The 19,490-nt window shown below is 57.3% G+C and carries 20 protein-coding genes; 3 read left to right on the forward strand and 17 right to left on the reverse strand.

What is annotated here, in order from left to right; all coding sequences use genetic code 11:
* Positions 1-2: 2 nt before the first annotated feature.
* The 17 genes from fabZ to folK form a co-directional block, all read right to left on the reverse strand.
* Positions 3-440: a 3-hydroxyacyl-ACP dehydratase FabZ gene (gene fabZ / locus ABNV41_RS07950; protein ID WP_321196928.1), complete on the reverse strand. Its 438-nt coding sequence runs from the start codon at positions 438-440 to the stop codon at positions 3-5.
* 86 nt (positions 441-526) lie between these two features.
* Positions 527-1,612, reverse strand: a complete 1,086-nt coding sequence (lpxD, locus tag ABNV41_RS07955; RefSeq protein ID WP_050819397.1) for a UDP-3-O-(3-hydroxymyristoyl)glucosamine N-acyltransferase — start codon at positions 1,610-1,612, stop codon at positions 527-529.
* Between the two features lie 2 nt (positions 1,613-1,614).
* Positions 1,615-2,487, reverse strand: a complete 873-nt coding sequence (locus tag ABNV41_RS07960) for an OmpH family outer membrane protein (RefSeq protein WP_050820353.1) — start codon at positions 2,485-2,487, stop codon at positions 1,615-1,617.
* A 4-nt stretch (positions 2,488-2,491) separates the two neighbouring features.
* Positions 2,492-4,996, reverse strand: coding sequence for an outer membrane protein assembly factor BamA (bamA, locus tag ABNV41_RS07965; protein ID WP_050819396.1), 2,505 nt, complete (start codon positions 4,994-4,996; stop codon positions 2,492-2,494).
* 85 nt (positions 4,997-5,081) lie between these two features.
* Positions 5,082-6,194 carry an RIP metalloprotease RseP gene (rseP, locus tag ABNV41_RS07970; RefSeq protein WP_080986757.1) on the reverse strand — a complete coding sequence of 371 codons (1,113 nt, stop codon included), beginning with the start codon at positions 6,192-6,194 and terminating at the stop codon, positions 5,082-5,084.
* A gap of 31 nt (positions 6,195-6,225) precedes the next feature.
* On the reverse strand, positions 6,226-7,383 hold the full coding sequence (gene dxr, locus ABNV41_RS07975; RefSeq protein WP_050819395.1) for a 1-deoxy-D-xylulose-5-phosphate reductoisomerase: 1,158 nt from the start codon (positions 7,381-7,383) through the stop codon (positions 6,226-6,228).
* 75 nt (positions 7,384-7,458) lie between these two features.
* Positions 7,459-8,295 carry a phosphatidate cytidylyltransferase gene (locus ABNV41_RS07980; protein WP_349934531.1) on the reverse strand — a complete coding sequence of 279 codons (837 nt, stop codon included), beginning with the start codon at positions 8,293-8,295 and terminating at the stop codon, positions 7,459-7,461.
* A complete protein-coding gene (uppS, locus tag ABNV41_RS07985) occupies positions 8,292-9,032 on the reverse strand; it encodes a polyprenyl diphosphate synthase (RefSeq protein WP_050819393.1) in 741 nt (246 codons plus the stop codon). The genes ABNV41_RS07980 and uppS overlap by 4 nt, the downstream gene beginning before the upstream one ends.
* 62 nt (positions 9,033-9,094) lie before the next feature.
* Positions 9,095-9,616, reverse strand: coding sequence for a ribosome recycling factor (frr, locus tag ABNV41_RS07990; protein ID WP_044583078.1), 522 nt, complete (start codon positions 9,614-9,616; stop codon positions 9,095-9,097).
* Between the two features lie 146 nt (positions 9,617-9,762).
* Positions 9,763-10,500 (reverse strand): UMP kinase, encoded by a 738-nt coding sequence (gene pyrH, locus ABNV41_RS07995; protein WP_050819392.1) that lies wholly within the window; start codon positions 10,498-10,500, stop codon positions 9,763-9,765.
* 113 nt (positions 10,501-10,613) lie between these two features.
* Positions 10,614-11,516 (reverse strand): GTPase Era, encoded by a 903-nt coding sequence (gene era, locus ABNV41_RS08000; protein WP_042788649.1) that lies wholly within the window; start codon positions 11,514-11,516, stop codon positions 10,614-10,616.
* 6 nt (positions 11,517-11,522) lie between these two features.
* Complete coding sequence (gene rnc / locus ABNV41_RS08005) at positions 11,523-12,239, reverse strand: ribonuclease III (protein ID WP_050819391.1); 717 nt, start codon at positions 12,237-12,239, stop codon at positions 11,523-11,525.
* Positions 12,240-12,253: 14 nt separating this feature from the next.
* Positions 12,254-13,060: a signal peptidase I gene (lepB, locus tag ABNV41_RS08010; protein WP_087651450.1), complete on the reverse strand. Its 807-nt coding sequence runs from the start codon at positions 13,058-13,060 to the stop codon at positions 12,254-12,256.
* 88 nt (positions 13,061-13,148) lie between these two features.
* Entirely contained in the window at positions 13,149-13,556 is a 408-nt protein-coding gene (gene acpS, locus ABNV41_RS08015; RefSeq protein ID WP_003622537.1) for a holo-ACP synthase, read from the reverse strand.
* Positions 13,553-15,925 carry a bifunctional (p)ppGpp synthetase/guanosine-3',5'-bis(diphosphate) 3'-pyrophosphohydrolase gene (locus tag ABNV41_RS08020; protein ID WP_197687355.1) on the reverse strand — a complete coding sequence of 791 codons (2,373 nt, stop codon included), beginning with the start codon at positions 15,923-15,925 and terminating at the stop codon, positions 13,553-13,555. Before ABNV41_RS08020 ends, acpS begins: the two co-directional genes overlap by 4 nt.
* Positions 15,926-15,930: 5 nt before the next feature.
* Positions 15,931-16,302, reverse strand: coding sequence for a DNA-directed RNA polymerase subunit omega (gene rpoZ / locus ABNV41_RS08025; RefSeq protein ID WP_050819388.1), 372 nt, complete (start codon positions 16,300-16,302; stop codon positions 15,931-15,933).
* Between the two features lie 90 nt (positions 16,303-16,392).
* Complete coding sequence (folK, locus tag ABNV41_RS08030) at positions 16,393-16,905, reverse strand: 2-amino-4-hydroxy-6-hydroxymethyldihydropteridine diphosphokinase (protein WP_349934532.1); 513 nt, start codon at positions 16,903-16,905, stop codon at positions 16,393-16,395.
* A 156-nt stretch (positions 16,906-17,061) separates the two neighbouring features.
* Between folK and ABNV41_RS08035 the strand changes: the two genes are divergently transcribed.
* From ABNV41_RS08035 to ABNV41_RS08045, 3 genes are all read left to right on the forward strand, one after another.
* Positions 17,062-17,685: an NYN domain-containing protein gene (locus ABNV41_RS08035; RefSeq protein ID WP_003622527.1), complete on the forward strand. Its 624-nt coding sequence runs from the start codon at positions 17,062-17,064 to the stop codon at positions 17,683-17,685.
* 158 nt (positions 17,686-17,843) lie between these two features.
* A complete protein-coding gene (locus ABNV41_RS08040) occupies positions 17,844-18,530 on the forward strand; it encodes a carbonic anhydrase (RefSeq protein WP_087651453.1) in 687 nt (228 codons plus the stop codon).
* Complete coding sequence (locus ABNV41_RS08045; RefSeq protein WP_080986756.1) at positions 18,463-19,428, forward strand: hypothetical protein; 966 nt, start codon at positions 18,463-18,465, stop codon at positions 19,426-19,428. Before ABNV41_RS08040 ends, ABNV41_RS08045 begins: the two co-directional genes overlap by 68 nt.
* Positions 19,429-19,490 lie beyond the last annotated feature (62 nt).

The following is a 19,490-nucleotide window of genomic DNA, read 5'->3' on the forward strand; positions in this document are numbered from 1 at the left end:
TCTCAACCCATAATCATGGCGCTGAATGTGGCTTCCGCCACCACAGTGCCTTCTACGCGGGCTTCACCACGGAATTTCCACACATTGGAGCGGTGGCGTTCCTTGGCGACATGAATCCGCACCTGATCACCCGGTTCTACCGGGCGGCGGAACTTTGCGCCTTCGATGGTCATGAAATAGACCAGCTTGCCCTCAAAATCCTTGCCCAGTGTTAGCACAACCAGCGTTGCTGCGGTTTGCGCCATGGCTTCAACCAGCAATACGCCCGGCATAACAGGGCGTGCAGGAAAATGCCCCTGAAAGAATGGTTCATTGACCGAAACATTCTTGATACCTGTTGCCTCTTCTCCCAGGACGATATCTTCCATCCGGTCGATCAGAAGAAAAGGATATCTGTGCGGAATCGCCTGCATAATACGGTTGACGTCAATTTTATCGATCGTCTGAGCGTCCTGCTGCGATTCTTGTTTCGTCTCCACGTCCCCGAAACCACCCTTTGCGCCGGTTACCAAGCACCGACCTTAGTTTATCCCTTGTCCGAACCGTTCTTGGCCGATCCAGACGCTTTTTTTGCCAGCTTGCGCAATACCGCTACGTTCCGGAAAAACTCCCTGAACGGCATAGCCGGGCTGCCAATTACATCCGCGCCGCCTTCTATATCCGACATCACGCCACATTGCGCGCCAATACGCGCCTTTGCGCCAATGCGGATATGCCCGATAAGGCCAGCCTGCGCGGCAATCGTTACATAGTCTTCCAGCACGGTGGAGCCAGAGATCCCGGCCTGCGAAACCACAATACAACACCGCCCCAGACGGGCGTTGTGACCGATCTGCACCAGATTGTCGAGACGTGATCCTGCACCAATAACCGTATCATTCACCGAACCACGGTCAATTGTGCTGTTGGCACCAATCTCTACATCGTTTTCCAGCACCACGCGGCCAAGCTGTGGCACGGTTTCAAACCCCTGCGGGCCAACCGCAAAACCAAACCCATCCTGCCCAATGCGTGAACCGGGCAGAATAATCACCCGCTCACCCAACACGGCATGAGAAAGCGTAACATGGCTGCCAATACGGCAATCCTGCGCAAGCTGTACACCATCACCCACCACTGCGTGGGAGCCAATAATGCAGCCCGGCCCAATTTCCGCCTTGGCCCCAACCACTACAAACGGCCCAATTTCTGCCGTGGGGTCTATGCTGGCTGTGGGGTCAATACATGCAGAAGGATGCACACCTGCACGCGCTGGCACCCGTGGGTGGAACAGCCGCGCAATGCGAGACCACGCCAGATAGGGCGCTGCCGTTACCAGTGCAGCGCACCCGGCAGGCACCTTATCTGCAAAAGCGGGTGCAACAATAACCAGCCCAGCCTTGGTTTGCTCCAACAAAGGAGCATACCGGCGGTTATCCAGAAAGCTGACATCACGCGGGCCTGCGGCCTGCAACGGCGCAATACCCACAAAGCCTTCTTCTGGCACGGCGCCAGCTTTGGGCAGCATCAGTTCCGCCCCTGCGGTTTCAGCCAGCGTGGCCGCATCAAACGGCCCCGCACGGGTAAAAAAGCGCGGGTCTGCTGGCCCGGAAAATGTTGTACCCTCAGCCACGATTACTGCTGCCCGGCTGCCGGTGCCACCACTGGGGCTGGGCCTGTGCGTGGGCCCTGATCTGCATCTGCCGTTGTGGGCATCTTGCCAGATTTTGCCAGCTCTTCTGGGTCAACATTAGCTTCTGGAATGAACACGGACGGCAGAATCTTGTTCAGCTGCACGGCCACTTCGTTGGTGATGTCCTGCCCATCAACATGCAGAGCCACCTGTTCGCTGTGCAGAACAAGGTTCATGCCATGCGCAGCGGCCACTTTCTGAATAACCTGCACCAGTTCACGTTCGATCTGGCCCAGAGAAACCTGTGCCGCTTCCTGAATAATGCGGTTGCGGTTACGGAAATCACGCTGGGCTTTCATCACGCGGGCCTGAAGGCTGCGTTCACGCGTCTGAATCTGCTCGGATGTCAGAGACTTGGCCTGTGCCTGCAGCTTCTGCTGCTCATCACGCCAGCCAGCCTGTTCCTTCTGAAGGTCCTGCGCCAGTTCATCACGGCGGCCACCCAGAGTGCGTTCAACCTGCATGGCTGCGGAAGACTGACGCATAACGCCACCAACGCTGATCACACCAATAACGGTTGTGGGTGGCGGTGCTTCCTTGGCAACTTCTGGCGCAGACGGAATAGGCGGCAGCGGCAGCACGGGCGGAGCCTGATCTGCTTCCTGGCTATCAGCCGGCGGTGCAGGCAGCTGCACCGGAGCCGGGGCGCGACGGGCCGCAGCCGGATGCTGTGCCGGAGCCTGTGCAGCAGGCTGCTGGGTTTTGGGCACAAACCACCCGCCCCCATTCTGCGCCTGTGCAGATGGCACAAATGCGGATGAGAAAGACAGGACAACAGCCCCCAGCAGGGCAGTTCTGGTGGAAAAACGCATCATTACCTCAGAATTGCTGGCCGAAGCCAAAGCGAAGGAGCTGCGTGCGGTCATTATGGCTCCGCATAACGGGCACACCCAGATCGATGTTCAGCAGACCAAACGGACTTTTCCATGAAAAACCAGCACCAGCACTTACACGTGGGCGCAACGTATCACCGCTGATAGGCGTGTAATAGATACCATCATTCGCCTTGCTTGTATAAAGGCGCTTCACACGCAAACCAGCGACACTCCCGGTATCCACAAACGCACGCCCGCCAATACCCATGTCAGACAGGAACGGAATAGGGAAGTTAAGCTGGGCGGAAGCGTTATACATAAAGCGCCCACCCAACAGATCTTCGGATGAATGGTTCAGGATACCCACACTACGCGGGCCTGCACCACCATCCAAGAAGCCGCGCAGGTTGTTACCACCCAGATAGAAGTTATCAATAATATCGTGGCGGCCATTGCCCCAGTCCGCCATGTACCCGGCACCACCGCGCACCATGAACGTCCAGCTATGGCTGTTGGTAATATCATCCAACGGCACATAGTACGCACCGTTAACCTTGCCGCGGACGTATTTTTCATCGCCACCAATACCGGCAAAGTCACCGCCCACAGATACATAGTACCCACTATGCGGCGCCATACGGTTATCACGCGTATCATACATAAGGGTTGTGCCGATCTGCGAGAGCAGAGACTTACCCTTCTGATCCAGCACGTAGTAGGAGGACTGATCCCACGTATCACCCACCCAACGGCGGATCAGGCTGTAGTTCCAGGACTGGGACAGATAGCGGTTGTACGAATACCCCATACGCAAGGTGATACCGTAGCGGCCTTCTGAATAGTTCTGATAGGTCTGGTAGTTGTTTTCAACAAAGAAGATATCCGCACCGGCAACAAGGTTGCGCCCCATGAATGCCGGGTTGGTGATGGAGATATCTGCCTGTTTTTGCCACTGCGAAACCGTGCCGGAGAACCCGGCATCAACCCCGGTGCCCAGCAGGTTGTGCTGTTTCAGCCCGACGTTACCGATCACGCCCACGTCGGTTGAGTAACCGCCACCAAGCGAGAATTCGCCAGTGGGTTTTTCCACCACGTTAACGGCCACGTTGGTGCGATCAGGCGCAGAGCCTTGAGAGGTGGAGACATCCACGCTCTTGAAGAAGCCCAGATCCTGCACCGCTTCCTTGGCGTATTTCTTGTAGCTGGTTGTGTAGGGGTCACCCTCAGCAAACGGCAACTGGCGGCGCACCACGTTATCCTGCGTGATGGTGTTGCCGTTCACGTCAATACGTTCAACGTAATGGCGCGGGCCTTCGCTCACATCAAACAGCAGGTTTACAATCCGCTTTTCCGGATTGCGGGCAATGGTGGGGCGTACCTGCGCAAACGGATGCCCTTCGGCCTGAAGGATTTCCTCCATATCCGTGGCGTTATCCTGCACGGCCTTGCCATCGTACCACTGATGCGGGAACAGCTCGACATACTTACGCAGAGATTTAGCTGGCACATGGCGCAGGCTGGAGCGGATATCCACCTTACCCAAGCGGTAGCGCACACCTTCATCCATGGTGAAGGTAACGTAGAAAGACTTCCGATCTGGCGAGAGCTCGCCTTTTACGTCCTTGATCTGAAAATCCACAAACCCGTTGCGCAGGTAAAACCGGCGCAGCAATTCCGCATCGTATTTAATACGTTCGGGGTTGTACTCATCGGATGAGGACAGGAAGTGGTACCAAGCTGTTTCCTTGGAGGAAACAACACCTGCCAGACTGGATTCGCTGTAAGCCTTGTTGCCCACAAATGCGATCTTGCTGATGAGTGTCTGCGGCCCTTCGTTAATCTGGAAAACCACATCCACACGGTTATGGGCCAGCTTGATAATCTGGGGTGTCACCACCGCGGCAAAGCGAGCCTTCTGGGCATACACTTCCAGAATGCGCTGGCGGTCATCCGCCGTGGTTTCAGCCGAGAACACCGCACGCGGGCGCAGCGCCAGCACCTTGCGCAGGTCTTCATCCTTGGCCGCGTGGTTCCCCTCGAACACGATACGGTTGACGATGGGGTTTTCCTTCAGGCGCACCAGCAGGATATTGCCATCACGCCGCAGCGTTACGTCCTTGAACAGGCCGGTGGCGTAAAGGGTCTTGAGCGAGCGGTCCAGATCATCCTGGCTGAACGGGTCCCCCACACGTGCAACCATGTAGGACAGCACGGTGTTGGTTTCGATACGGGTGTTACCCGATACCCGGATATCTTCAATATATCCGCCCGTAGGCGCAACAGATGATGTGGATTCGGAAAGGCGCGGCGTGCGCGCATGTATAGCGCGGGATGGCGCCACCACTGCCGCTGGTGCGGCAGCACTTGTACCTTCTGTTGATGCGGCGGATGCCTGTCTGCCATCCACCATCACAAAAGGTAGCACACAGACAGAAACGAACAGGGCTGAACGCTTACCCGTCAAGATCTGCTTCCTTCCATCCGGGTCGCTTTTCGTACGAAAGCCCATCTTCCGTTCTCATTCCGCCCGCAACGGGAGGTATCCGAAATCACCCCTGTCACGCAAGCACTTCCCTTCCTGTTCCCGCCGTCATTCATCCTACAAGCGAAGCAATCCACCTGAACAGGCCAAAACCTGAAAGGTCATTGAACGTGGAGAACAGGAACAGGCCTGCAAGCAATGCAAATCCAACCTGAAAACTGATCTCTTGCACCCGCTTGGAAACCGGGCGGCCTCTTATTGCCTCTATGGCATAAAAAACCAGACGTCCACCATCAAGAAGCGGCACGGGGAAGAGATTAATCAGCCCGAGGTTAACAGAAAGCAGCGCCATAAAGGACAACAGGCTGGCAAACCCATACTGCGCCACCTGCCCGGAAAGTTGCGCAATCTTGAGCGGACCGCCCAAATCTTTGGCTGTATGCTGGCCGGTAAGAATCTGCCACACGCCATCCAGCGTTTGCACGCTGGCGTTCCACGTAGCTTTTACGCCCGCCGCCACAGCCTGCGGAAATGGCAGTGGCTTGCCCACTTCCGTGGCAAAAATAATACCAAGCTGACCATGCGGTTTTTGAGGAGTCGAATCCGGGGCCTTGCCGATGGTGATAGGCAACGTCACGCTCTGTTCGCCGCGTTTGACGGTCAGCGTGGTTTGTGCGCCAGCCTGTGTGGAAATGGTGGCCTGAATATCCTCCACCCCCGTGACATCGTGGCTGCCGATACGCTGAATGACATCGCCCTGTTGCACGCCTGCCACAGCCGCCGCACCATTTGGCATGACGGTTGCAATCTGATCACGCACATGCGGCTGGCCCGTTGTGGCAAACAGCAGCGCAAACAGCACAAAGGCTAAAATGAAGTTAAAAATCGGCCCCGCCAGAATAACGATGGCGCGGGAGAAAACCGATTTATCATGGAAGGTGCGGCCCTTAATCCACGCGGCTTTTTGCTCTGGCGTCGCGTCTTCGGGGTCTTCAAACCCGTGGGGGCGCACGTAGCCACCCAAGGGAATGGGGCAGACACGCCATTCCGTGCCGGATTTATCGCGCCAGCGGAACAGGGCCGGGCCAAACCCAAGCGAGAATACCTCCACATGCACGCCGCGCCACTTGGCCGCCAGATAGTGGCCAAGTTCGTGAAAGCTCACCAACACACCCAGCACGAAAACGAAGGAAAGCAGTGTACGCAGGTAATCGTGTATCATCATTCTTCCGATATCGGCTGGGGGCTGCGTTTTCTCAAGCCGCGTGGGCGGGAATCAGGCGTTGTGCGGCACGGCGCGCCTCGGCATCCCAATGCAGCACGGCGTCCAGCGTATCTGCTGGCGGTGCGCCCAAGGCCACCATCACCTCTTCCACAATGCGGGAGATATCCAAAAAGCCGATCTGTTCATGCAGGAAGGCATCAACCGCAATTTCATTGGCAGCGGAAAGAATGGCAGATGCCGCCCCACCCTTACGCAGGGCCTCACGCGCAAGGCGCAGCGCGGGAAAGCGCACTTCATCCGGCGCATAGAATTCCAGCTTGCCAAAAGCTGCCAGATCCAGACGCGGAGACGTAGTGGCCATACGCTTGGGCCATGTAAGCGTGTGTACGATGGGAATACGCATATCGGCAGAACCCATCTGGGCAATCAGGCTGCCATCTGTGTACTGCACCATGCCGTGCACAACAGATTGCGGGTGCACCAGCACATCAATCTTGTCTTCCGGCAGATTGAAGATACGGGCGGCCTCAATAACTTCCAGCCCCTTGTTGAACATGCTGGCAGAATCGATGCTGATTTTGGCCCCCATGCTCCATGTTGGGTGCTTGAGCGCCTGCGCACGAGTGGCCACGCGCATTTCTTCCAGCGTGGAGGTGCGGAACGGCCCCCCAGATGCTGTGAGAATAATTTTTTCAACCTGATCAATCTGCCGGTCGGCCATAGCCTGAAAAACAGCGTTGTGCTCAGAATCCACAGGCAGCAGCGTAGCACCTGCTTCCTTTACGGCACGCAGCATTACATCACCGGCGCACACCAAGGCTTCCTTGTTGGCCAGCGCAATGCTTTTGCCGTTTTTTACCGCTGCCAGCGTAGGCTCCAGCCCCGCAGCACCGGTAATGGCGGCCATTGTCCAATCTGCCGGAAGGGCTGCGGCATCAATAACTGCCTGACGGCCACAGGCTACTTCCGTGCCGCTGCCTGCCAGCAGGGTTTTTAGTTCCTCAAACGCGCTTTCATCCGCCAGAACGGCCAGTTCCGCCTTCAGGCTGCGGGCCTGTTCTGCCAGTTTGGCAGCATTTTTACCCCCCACAAGCGCCCGTAACCGAAACTGGTCTCGCGCCTGCTCCAGCAGATCTACGGTTGAACAGCCAATGCTGCCTGTGCTGCCCAGAACGGTTACGGTTCTCATGCTTAACGTCTTTCCAAACCTGAAAATACAAACGGCGGCAGACCGCCCAACAGGCGGCCACACCACCTATTGGCCCTACCCCGGCAGATGGCCTGCCAGAGCCCTTAAAATGGTGCGTGCGCCCGCTGCCCAAAACGGCATGAAAGCCCCCGCACATACAGAAACCAGTGCCGCCACAGGTGCAGCCACCACCAGCCCATCAAACCGATCCAGCAGCCCACCGTGCCCCGGCAGCAGCTTGCCCGAATTCTTCACGCCCAAGGCACGCTTCATCGCGCTTTCGGCCAGATCCCCCGCTTGGGCGGAAATGCCTAAAATGCCACCCCACACCAGTGCGGAACCCACGCCACCTAAGCCGGAAAGTGTGGCAACAATACCGCCGGTAGCCACAGCGCCAACCAAGCCGCCAACAGCGCCGGAACGTGTTTTACCCGGAGAGATACGCGGTGCCAGTTTGGGGCCACCAAAAATACGCCCTGCCACATAGGCCGAGCTATCGCTGGCCACCACAACGGCAATAACAAACAGAACAGGCCAAAAGCTGCCCTGCCGCAGCCACAGCAGCGCGGTACCAGCCAGAATAATCACGCACATAATGGCGCAAAGCGGAGCACCAAACACCAGAGAACTGATGCAGAAAACGCCAAAATAGGCCCAATGCCCGGTTGCGGCAGAAAGCCCTGCACACACGGCCCACAGCAGATACAGCACACCGCGCCAGCTTTTGACGGAAAGCCCAAACAGGGCTGCGGCCTCTACCGCCATGCCACCCATCATGCCCAGAATAAGGGCATCATACGCCAAGCCGCCCAAGCCGATGCACGTGCCTGCCACAGCCACCAATACGGCGGCAGACATCAGCCGTGGGCGCAAATCACGCCAAGCCGAGGTATCCTGCGCGTTCGTGCTCATGCCGGGCCTTGCGGGCGCGCGCCAAAGCGCCGTTCTCGTTGGGCGTACTGGTCTAGCACCATCGCAAAATGTCGTTCGTTAAAATCGGGCCAGAACACGTTCAGAAACACCAGTTCGGCATACGCGCTCTGCCACAGCAGAAAGTTGGAAAGCCGGCATTCACCACTGGTGCGCACCACCACATCGGGGTCTGGCACGCCACTGGTCCAGAGAAAGTTGGTGAATACGCTTTCTGTAATCTGTTCTGGCGCAATGCGGCCATCCTTGGCCTCCTGCGCCAAACGCTGCGCAGCCTGCACAATATCCAACCGCCCACCATAGGAAAGCGCCAGAATAAGCGTGAGCTTGCTGTTGCCACGGGTTAAGGATTCGGCCTGCGCCAGCTCTTCGCGCAAGCTGTCATCAAAACGGGCCAGATCACCAATAAAGCGCAGGCGCACGCCTTCCTTATGCAGTTCCCGCACCTTGTGGCGCAGGTAATACCGCAAAAGGCCGGTAAGGTCTGAAACCTCCTCCTGCCCGCGTGCCCAGTTTTCTGATGAAAACGCATACAGCGTTAGATACGCCACGCCACGCTGCATAGCCGCGCGCACGCAACGGGCCACGGCTTCCGCCCCTGCCCTGTGCCCGGCAAGGCGCGGCAGGCCGCGTTCGCGCGCCCAGCGCCCGTTTCCATCCATGATGACAGCAACATGGGTTGGAATTGCCGGTTTTTTATCAGCTAGCCGCGTGGACATAACAGGCAGGGTTCCACCCCATTAACGTGCACAAACACATCCGAAGAAGCACCAATACTGCCTCAGACCTGTTTGATTTCCTTGTCTTTATCGGCCAGCATATCATCAATTTTTTTCACATACTGGTCGGTCAGTTTCTGAATGGCGTCAGACCAGGTTTTAACATCGTCCTGGCTGATTTCACCTTTCTTTTCAAAGCCCTTGGCTTTGTCCATGCCATCACGGCGCACGCCACGCACGGCCACCTTGCCGCCTTCTGCATAACGGGCCGCAGCTTTTGCCAGCTCGTTACGGCGTTCTTCTGTCAGCTGCGGAATGGGCACACGAATGGTCTGGCCTTCACCCGCCGGGTTCAGACCCAGACCGGAATCACGGATAGCGCGTTCTACAGCGCCAGCCAGTGCGCGGTCCCACACCTGCACCGTAATCATACGGGCTTCTGGCACGGCAATGGAGCCAACCTGTGTAAGCGGCACTTCACCGCCATAGGCTTCCACCCGCACAGGTTCCAGCAAAGCCGGGCTTGCGCGGCCAGAGCGCAGGCCGGAAAAATCACGGCGCAGGCTATCCAGCGCGCCATCCATACGGCGCTTCAGGTCATCCAGCAGAGCATTCAAGTCAGACACGGTGTTTTCTCCCGTTGCATCCTACAAGGGCATGGCCTTACACGCCCTGTTCAGTTTGTCGGCCATTCTGGCGGCATAGGCGTGCCAGAATGATGCGGCGCTTTTCAGGCGGCTTCGATAATCCGTGTGAAAGGCCCTTCATTGCGCATCACACGCGGGAAGGCCCCTTCCTCGCCAATATTGAAAACAATGATAGGCAGACGGTTTTCACGCGCAAGGCTAATGGCGGCAGCATCCATCACGTTAAGCTGGTTGGCCAGCACGTCCATGTATGTCAGCTCTTCATAGCGCTTGGCGGAGGGATCCTTTTTGGGGTCTGCGGAATAAACGCCATCTACCTGCGTGCCTTTCAGCAGCATGTCGCATTCCATTTCCGCAGCGCGCAGGGCAGCGGCTGTATCCGTGGTAAAGAACGGGTTGCCTGTGCCTGCGGCAAAAATAACCACACGCCCTTTTTCCATGTGCCGCACGGCGCGGCGGCGGATATATGGCTCCGCAATGGAGGACATGTGGATGGCAGACATCACCCGCGTTGCAATCTGCTCACGCTCCAGCGCGTTTTGCAGCAGCAGCGCGTTAATAACGGTGGCCAGCATACCGGCGTAATCACCCTGCGCACGGTCCATGCCCTTGGCGGCTGCCGCCAACCCGCGAAAGATGTTGCCACCCCCCACAACAAGGCACACTTCCGTGCCGGAACGCACCACTTCGCCAATATCATGGGCAATGCGTTCTACCGTCTGCTGATCCACTCCGAAGGCGCCATTCCCCATCAGGGCTTCCCCCGACACCTTGAGCAACACGCGTTTACGGCTTGGCTTTTCGCCTACAGAAGCAGTCATTGGCCCTCGATCTTGCAGAAAGTCCCACACAGATCCCACACCGTATGCAGATACGGCGAGATCGCCCCCTCTTATCCTTCATGGCCCACGGCCACAAGCGCCCATGCCGTAGTTTATGGTACGTCGTCCAGACCAATGGCACGCAAACGCGCGCGTTCCTCATCCCATCCACCGCGTTCCTTTACGTTTAGAAACAGGTGGCAGGGGCGTTCCAGCAAGCTGGAAAGCTGCTTGCGTGCGCGTTCCCCAATCTGGCGAATTTTCTGCCCGCCATTGCCAATCAGGATAGCCTTGTGCCCCGCGCGGGAGACATAGATGGTGGCATCTATGCGCACAGATCCATCTGGCCGCTCCTTATAGCTTTCGGTTTCCACCGTGGCGCTGTAGGGCACTTCTTCATGCGTTTGCATAAAAATCTGCTCACGCACCAGTTCAGCAGCCAAAAGCCGGTCTGGCAGGTCTGTCAGATCATCTTCAGGGTACAGGTACGGGCCTTCGGGCAGGCTTGCGGCCAGCTTGTCCAGCAGGTCTTCCACACCATTACCGGTGCGGGCGCTCACCATGAACACATGCTCAACCGGCAGCTTTTCCGTAATGGCAGCCGTAAGCGGCAGCAGAGCTGTGGCGGGCACAAGATCAGTCTTGTTCAACACCAGCCAGACCTTGCGCTTGGTTTCTGCCAGACGCTCGATAATGGTCTGCACCGCTTCTGTCAGCCCGCTGCGGGCATCTACCAGCAGCAGCGTGATGTCTGCATCTTCAGCACCCGTCCATGCCGCGGCCACCATGGCGCGGTCCAGCTTGCGGCGGGGGCGGAAGATTCCCGGCGTATCCACCAGCAAAATCTGGCTGTGCCCGCGCATAAGAATGCCCAGAACCCGAAAGCGCGTGGTTTGCGCCTTGGGCGAAACGATGGACAGCTTGGCCCCGGCCATGCGGTTAAGAAGTGTTGATTTGCCTGCGTTTGGCGCCCCCACAAGGGCAGCAAAACCGCAGCGCGTGGTATCATCAGCCATGCTGGGCTACCCCTCCAGTTTTTCTAGTAAATCAGCGGCGGCGGCACTTTCTGCAGCACGTTTGCTGCCTGCCCGGCCTTCACCAAACATGCCGCCTGCCGTAACGCGCACCACAAACAGCGGTGCGTGAGAGGGGCCATCTGCCCCTATTGTTTCATACACAGGCAGGCTTTGCCCGCGGCCAAGCACCCATTCCTGCAACGCGGTTTTGGGGTCCTTGGGCGGGTGTGCCTGCGCATCCAGCGCAGATTTCCACCAATCCCGCACCATCTGGCGTGCAGGCTCCAGCCCGCCATCCAGAAAAACTGCACCAAGCACGGCCTCTAGCGCATCGGCCACCACATTGGCGGCCGTTTGCACGCCTGCGCGGGCTTCATGCGCCGCAACGGTGAGAGACTGCGGCAGATCCAGCCGATCTGCAATTTCCGCCAAAGACACGCGAGAGACCAGATGCGCCAGCCGAGACCCCAGCGCGCCTTCCTGCTCGTTGGGGAAGCGCTCCAGCAGCCATTCGGCCATCAGCAGGCCCAAAACGCGGTCCCCTATAAACTCTAGCCGCTCGTTAGAGCCTGCGCCCTTGGCTTTTTGCCGCTTGCGCCCGCCTGCCTTCTGATGTGCGGCGGAACGGTGCGTTAGCGCCTCCTGCAGCAGATCAGGATTGGCAAAGCGGTAGCCCAGACGCACTTCCAGCTCTTCCAGCCGGAAGCGCGCGGCATCGGACATGTTGTTTGGTTTTCTCACGATACGCCCCGCAGAATACGCGCCCAGCGAATTTCAGCCGGCCAGTACCAGACCTGCCAGAACGGGTGGGAAGACTGAACCGAGAAGAAGATACGCTGCGCACGGCCTACCAGATTTTCCATGGGCACAAAGCCCAGATCCTTGGGGCCATCACCCATAAAGCGGCTATCGGCGCTATCATCCCGGTTATCACCCATCGCAAAAAAGTAACCCGGCGGCACAACATATTCGGGCGTGTTGTTTTGCGGGCCTTCATCCGTCAGCTTAAGAATATCGTGCTTCACCACCGTGCCGTTGGCGCTGCCGGGCAGTTGTTCCGTGCAGGCTTCACCTTCCATATCCACCTGCGTTTCATCCCGCGTGGTGTAGGTATGGGGGTTCAGGCACGGCACTTCCTGCCCGTTCAGAATCAGATGGCCGTTGGTCACCTGAATGTGGTCTCCCGGCAGGCCCACAATGCGTTTGATGTAATCAACCGATGTATCTTTGGTGTAGCGGAAAACAGCCACATCACCCCGATGCGGCTCTGCCCCAAAAACACGCCCTTCAAACAGGTTGGGTGAGAACGGGAAGGAATATTTGGAATATCCGTAGCTGAATTTGGACACCCAGATGTAATCCCCCACCTGTAGGGTTGGGATCATGGAGCCCGATGGGATCACGAAAGATTCAAACAGGAAGGTGCGCACCACAGTCACCACCAGCACCACCGTTACGATGGTGCGCAGGGAGTCCAGCACGGTATTTCCGCCCTTTTCGGGCTTGCTTGCCCCGGTGGTGGGAGGATGTTCCGGTGTGCTCATACGCTGTCTCGCCCGTTCCTGCGGTTCAGTAAAAAAGAAAAATCCGGCGGATCAAGCCGTGCAGGGCGCTGGATGTCAAGGCAGGTGTTCATGCCTTGCGGGCTGATACCAGCACTTGCGCCAGCGCGTATGGGGGCTCATCCGTCATGCTCAGCACAATATGGGGCACAGTGCCAGGGGGCATAAGCTGCGCCAGTTTTTGTGCAGCCGCCCCGGTAAGCACCAATGTTGGCTGGCCAGATGGCAGGTTATGCACACCTATCTGGCTATGCGCCACCCCTTGCGCAAAGCCGGTACCCAGTGCCTTTGCACAGGCCTCCTTCGCGGCCCAGCGTTTGGCATAGGCCCCAATACGCGCCTGGCCGGATCTGCTTTCTGCCTTTGCGCGTTCCTGCTGGGTGAACACGCGCTGCGTAAACCGATCTCCAAACCGTTCCAAGGCCTGAGCAATCCGCCGCATATCGCACAGATCCACTCCGGCGGAAATCAGTGTCATGATTTCACCCTGTCTGCCTGCGTAATGCCGGGGGCCGCGCGCAGGCTGGCAATAACCGAGGAAAGATGGCGCAGATCGCGCACTTCCACATCCACAAGAATTTCCGTGAAATCAAGCTGGCGATGCACGATTTTAAGGTTCACCATTGCCGCATCGGATTTGGAAATGGAATTGGTGATGTTGGCCAGCACGGCGGCCTCGTTTTCCGCCACAATGCTGATACGGCCAACCCGCATCTGCCCGGCGCCGCCAGAACGGGCCATGGCATCGTAATCCCAATCCACATCTAAAAAGCGTTCTGGCGTTGCGGAAAAACTTTCCAGCGTTTGGCAGGTGCGGGTGTGAATTGTGACACCGCGGCCTGTGGCCACCACGCCCACAATTCTGTCCCCCGGCAAGGGGTGGCAGCAAGCGGCGTAATGCACGGCCACACCGGCCCCCAGCCCCACCAGCGGCACAGCAGCGTTGGAAGAGCGGCGGCCAGAGCCACCACCGGCCCCACGTGCACGCGGCCCCGCAGTACCCAGCACACCCGGCAGGCCGGAGAGCATACGCGGCACACGCTGCACACGTTTGAGTTCGGGGTACGCTGTATGCACCACGTCCCGCGCGGCCAGATTGCCCGCGCCCACGGCCACGTACAGATCTGTCAGCGAGCTTTGTTTGAGCGGCTTGAGCGTGGTTTCCAGAATCTTTTCAGACCCATCCACACCTTCCTGACGGAAGGCCTTAGCCAGTGCGGCACGCCCGCCATCCAGCGAGACCTGACGCTGCTGCTGCGCCACATAACGGCGGATACGTGCGCGCGCCTTGCCGGTAACAACAAACCTTTCCCACGAAGGAGAAGGCGCGCCGCCACGGGCTGTCATGATTTCAACCTGATCGCCGTTTTCCAGCTCATGCCGCAAGGGCATCAGGCGACCATTGATCTTGGCCCCCACGCAGGTATCACCCACATGGCTGTGCACGGCGTAGGCAAAATCTACCGGAGTAGCCCCACGTGGCAGAGAAATAAGCTGCCCCTTGGGCGTGAAGCAGAAAACCTGATCCTGATACAGTTCAAGCTTGGTGTTTTCCAAAAACTCATCCGGGGCGGATGAGGCTTCCAGAATTTCCAGCAGATCCTGCACCCAGCGTGGGCGGCGCAGGCCGCCATAGCCGCCTTCCTCCGTGCCTGTGCCTTCCTTATAGGCCCAGTGCGCGGCCACACCGTTTTCTGCCACATCGTGCATATCCTGCGTGCGGATCTGCACTTCAATCTTCTGGTTGCGGGGGGAGCGTAGCGTCACCCCCGTATGCAGGCTCTGGTATCCGTTGGCCTTGGGGGTGGAGATGTAATCCTTAAACCGCCCGGCTATCATGGGGTAGGCCGCGTGCACGGCACCCAGCGCCATGTAGCAATCTTCCCGCGTATCCACGATCACACGGAAGGCCATGATGTCTGAAAGCTGCTCAAACGCCACATTACGGCGCTGCATCTTCTCCCAAATGGAATAGGGAGATTTCTCACGCCCCGAAACCTGAACGTTCTTCAGCCCGGCTTCATGGCACAGGCGCAGCAGTTCACGCCGCACTTCTTCAATCACATCCGCGCCCTGCCCGCGCAGATAATTCAGGCGTGTGCGGATGGTGGCATCGGCTTCTGGCTCAAGCTGCGCGAAGGACAGGTTCTGCAACTCTGTCTTAACGCGGTCCATACCAATGCGCTCGGCCAGCGGCGCATAGATATCCAGCGTTTCACGCGCAATGCGCTGCCGCCTGTCCTGCCGCTCCACAAAATGCAGGGTGCGCATGTTGTGCAGACGGTCTGCCAGCTTGACCAGCAGAACGCGGATGTCCTTGGACATGGCGAGCACAAGCTTGCGGAAGTTTTCCGCCTGCTTGGTGCGGTCTGATTGCAGCTCTAGCCGGGTAAGCTTGGTAACGCCATCTACCAGATCGGCCACTGTTGGGCCGAACTGTGCCTTAAGCGTATCGTAGGTAACGCCAGTATCTTCTATGGTGTCGTGCAGCAAAGCGGTGCAGATGGACTGCACATCCAGCCGGAAGCGGGCCAGAATCATGGCCACGGCAAGCGGGTGGGTTATGTACGGGTCACCATTATCGCGCTTCTGGTTTTCGTGCGCCTTGTAGGCCACGGCAAAAGCGCGGCGAATGCTCTCTACATCCGCCTTGGGTGCGTAACTGAGCACCCGGTTGACCAGACGCTCACAGTTCAACTCACTCCGCCCGCCATTTTCTGCGGCGGGAACTGGAGCCGTGTTTTTTTCTACAGGAGCGTCCGTTTTAACAGGCTGCATGATCCCCTCCCCCGAGTCCTTAACGGAAACCGGAACCGGAGGGGAATGATCGCCGCCCGTATGCGCCACCCGAATTACCGACGTGCGCGACCGGTAAGTGCAGCTTCAATAGCCCGCACATCATCAGCGGCTTCTTCTTCTGCAGAAACTTCCTGCAGGCCAAAGATGTTCTGCTCGGTCGGAACCAGATCCTGCACTTCTTCTTCCACAGGTTCGGGCTCGGGCTCACGGGCCTGAGAACGGATCAGATCATTGCGCAGAGCGGTGAGAGAGACGGTTTCGTCTGCAATTTCACGCAGAGCGACAACGGGGTTTTTATCGTTATCCCGATCAACTGTCAGCTCTTCCCCGCGAGAGATATTGCGGGCGCGCTGTGCGGCATAGACCACCAGTTCAAAACGGTTCGGGACCTTTTCCACACAGTCTTCAACGGTGACGCGGGCCATTGCGGAGAGCCTCCAGACAAGTTTCAGCTTATAGATGCTTATAGGAACAGAAAGAGTATATTACCGCATCCGCCCCGCCTACGGAAGAGCTTATTCTTTTGCGGGCTGTATTTCCTGCCCTGCAACACCTTCAAGCAGGGCATCCAGCCCCTTGCCGGTTACGGGGTCTTTCCATTCCGGCGCAACATCGCGCAAGGGGTACAGCACAAAAGCGCGCTGGGTTGCGCGGGGATGCGGTAATATAAGCCGATCTATATTTGTCTGTATATTGTCTATCGAAATAATATCCAAATCAAGCGTGCGCGCTGCATTTGGCACGGAACGTACACGCCCCAACTGCGTTTCCACCCCTTGAAGCGCATCAAGCAAAGCCAGAGGCGCCAGCGTCGTGCGGCAACGCACAACCCCATTCACATAAGGAGGCTGCCCAGATGGTGGCACAGGTGCACTTTCATACCAGTGAGAAACAGCCTCAACCTCCAGTTCAGGTAGGTTTTTCAAGGCCTGCACGGCTTGCTCACACGTCTGCCGCGCACTTAATCGCAAATGCGGAAGATTCGCACCTATCGCTATCAGCACTGATCTGGTATTCATTTCCGGCATCGTTATAAACTCGTTCCTCGCAGAAAATTCTGCCACATTTGATGGATATCGTTATCTGATGATCTTACCATTCTTTCTATCAAAACCGAAAAGACCTCAGACCATTTCATAAGAATGCCCAAAACAGCACCCCAAAGTATTTAGAGGACACCCACTATGAACCTTCAGAAAACCGAAAAGACCTGCCTTTTCATTGATGGCTCCAGCCTTTATTCTACATCCCGTAGCCTTGGTTTTGATGTAGACTATAAAAAGCTGTTGGATTTCTTTGCGGCTAAAACGCATATTATCCGCGCTTATTACTATGCTGCCATTTTGGATACAGAAGATTACTCCCCGCTTAAGCCCCTTACGGACTGGCTTTCCTATAACGGGTATTTTCTTGTTACCAAACCTGCGCGCGAATTTACCGATTCCACCGGCAAGCGCCGCGTAAAAGGCAATATGGACATAGAAATTGCCGTGGACATGATGGAAATGGCCCCGCATATCGACCACGCCATTCTGTTTAGCGGTGATTCTGATTTCCGCCGCGTGGTGGAAGCCGTGCAGCGGCAGGGCACGCGGGTTTCTGTTGTGTCCTCCATGCGCTCCACCCCGCCGTTGATTGGGGATGATCTGCGCCGGCAGGCAGACCAGTTTCTGGAGCTTTCCGCTCTGGCAGGCAACTTTACCCGCAGGCAGACAGAAAACCCCCGCCCCGTGCGCACCAATGCCCCACCCGTGCGCCACCCGGCAGACCAGATGAGCGAACCGGATGAAGATGATCCGCTAAGCTAAAGCGCTCTATGCAAATGCCACCTTCCAGCAGAGGGTGGCATTTTTTTTCATCTGCGTGCAAAACTCTCAAGTTGTCTTGCCGTTATTTAACCGTCACCATTGTTGAAGCCCTTTTGTTACAAGGGTGAACCGACATAGTAATTTGCCGGAGTTCTTATATGCCCTCATGTTCTGAAGCCAGAAGCAGCCTTCTTTCCCTGCTGCGTGGCGTTGAGCACTTCAACACCGAGGTTTTTCCTGCCAAAGAAGAACTGTTCGCCAGCCTGGCAAAAGGGCAAGCCCCAGAAGCTCTGTTTATTGCATGCGCAGATAGCCGCATTAACCCCAATCTGATTACTCAGACAGGGCCGGGTGACCTGTTTATTCTGCGCAACATTGGCAACCTTGTGCCCGCATATGGTGAAATGCTGGGTGGTGTGTCCTCCGCAGTGGAATATGCTGTTCTGGGCCTTGGGGTTTCCACCATTATTGTGTGTGGCCATTCTGATTGCGGCGCCATGAAGGCCCTGCTGGAACCAGAAAAGAACGGGCTGGATAAAATGCCAACCGTGCGTAAATGGCTGCGCAATGCAGAAGCCGCCCGCGCGGCCACGCTGCACACCTTTACGGGCGAAGATGTTGGCCCCGCCACCGTGCGCTCTGTTGCAGAACAGAACGTGCTGTTGCAGCTGGCCCATTTGCGTACGCACCCCGCCGTGGCCGCTGGGTTGGCAAAGGGCACGCTGTTCTTGCAAGGGTGGTTTTATGATATCGGCACCGGTGAAATTACGGTGCTGGATGAACAAACACGTAAAAGCCTGCCCATTAAAACCGTTATTACACAGATGGAAGAAAAAGCCGCCTAAAGGCCCTTCGTTCTTCTTTTCTGCACTTGTTCTGGCTGCGTGTTGCCTAAGTTTTACTTCGGCAACCGCAGCAGACACACTTAAACTCAGCACGTGGAATCTGGACTGGCTGCTTGATCCGGCACACCCCGGTTACGCACAGGCGCCGCCAGATATTCCCCACCGCACATCTGCCGATATTTCCAGCCTTGCCAGCTACGCCGCCCATTTGCACGGCGATATTGTGGCCTTGCAGGAAATAGAAAGCCCCGCCAGTGCCGGGCAGCTTTTTCCATTCGCGCGTTATCACCTTGTCATCAGCCAAGATCATATCGTGCAGCATACGGCGCTAGCTGTGCGGGCAGATATTCCGTTTGAACAAAATCCGGATGTTACGGCGCTGGATGCCTATGCAACAGCCCCGGCCTCACATCATCACTTACGCAGCGGGCTGGATATTACCATCCACCAGAACGGGCAGGCCCTGCGTATTCTGGTGGTGCATCTTAAAGCCGGATGCCCGGATAACCTGCCCCATGCCTCCCGCCCCGCCTGCGCAACCCTCTGGCAGCAATTTGCCGCGCTGGATGATTGGGTGGCCGACCGCACCCAACACCATGAAGCCTTTGCCATTATGGGGGATTTTAACCGCCACCTTACGGTGCATGATCCGCTGTTTCTTACGCTGTTACGCATTGCACCGCTGGATCTGGCAACCGCTGGCGTGGCAAGCCCCTGCCAAGGCGGCAGCTATTTTATAGACCACATTATTCTGGGTGGGGCTGCGCGGGCATGGAAAGTTCCCAATTCCTTACGCGTAATACCTTTGGCGGAGGAAACCGGGCAAAACCTTTCCGATCACTGCCCCGTTTCCATTAGCCTGCACCTACCATCTGCCAACCAGTTGCCACAGCCATAGCGCGCCCCAAAACAAAAAAGCTGCCGCACCCAAAGGATGCAGCAGCCTTATTTTGCAAGCTA

It is taken from the genome of Acetobacter sp. A11-2 (genome assembly GCF_040208445.1).
Lineage (GTDB): Bacteria > Pseudomonadota > Alphaproteobacteria > Acetobacterales > Acetobacteraceae > Acetobacter > Acetobacter oryzoeni.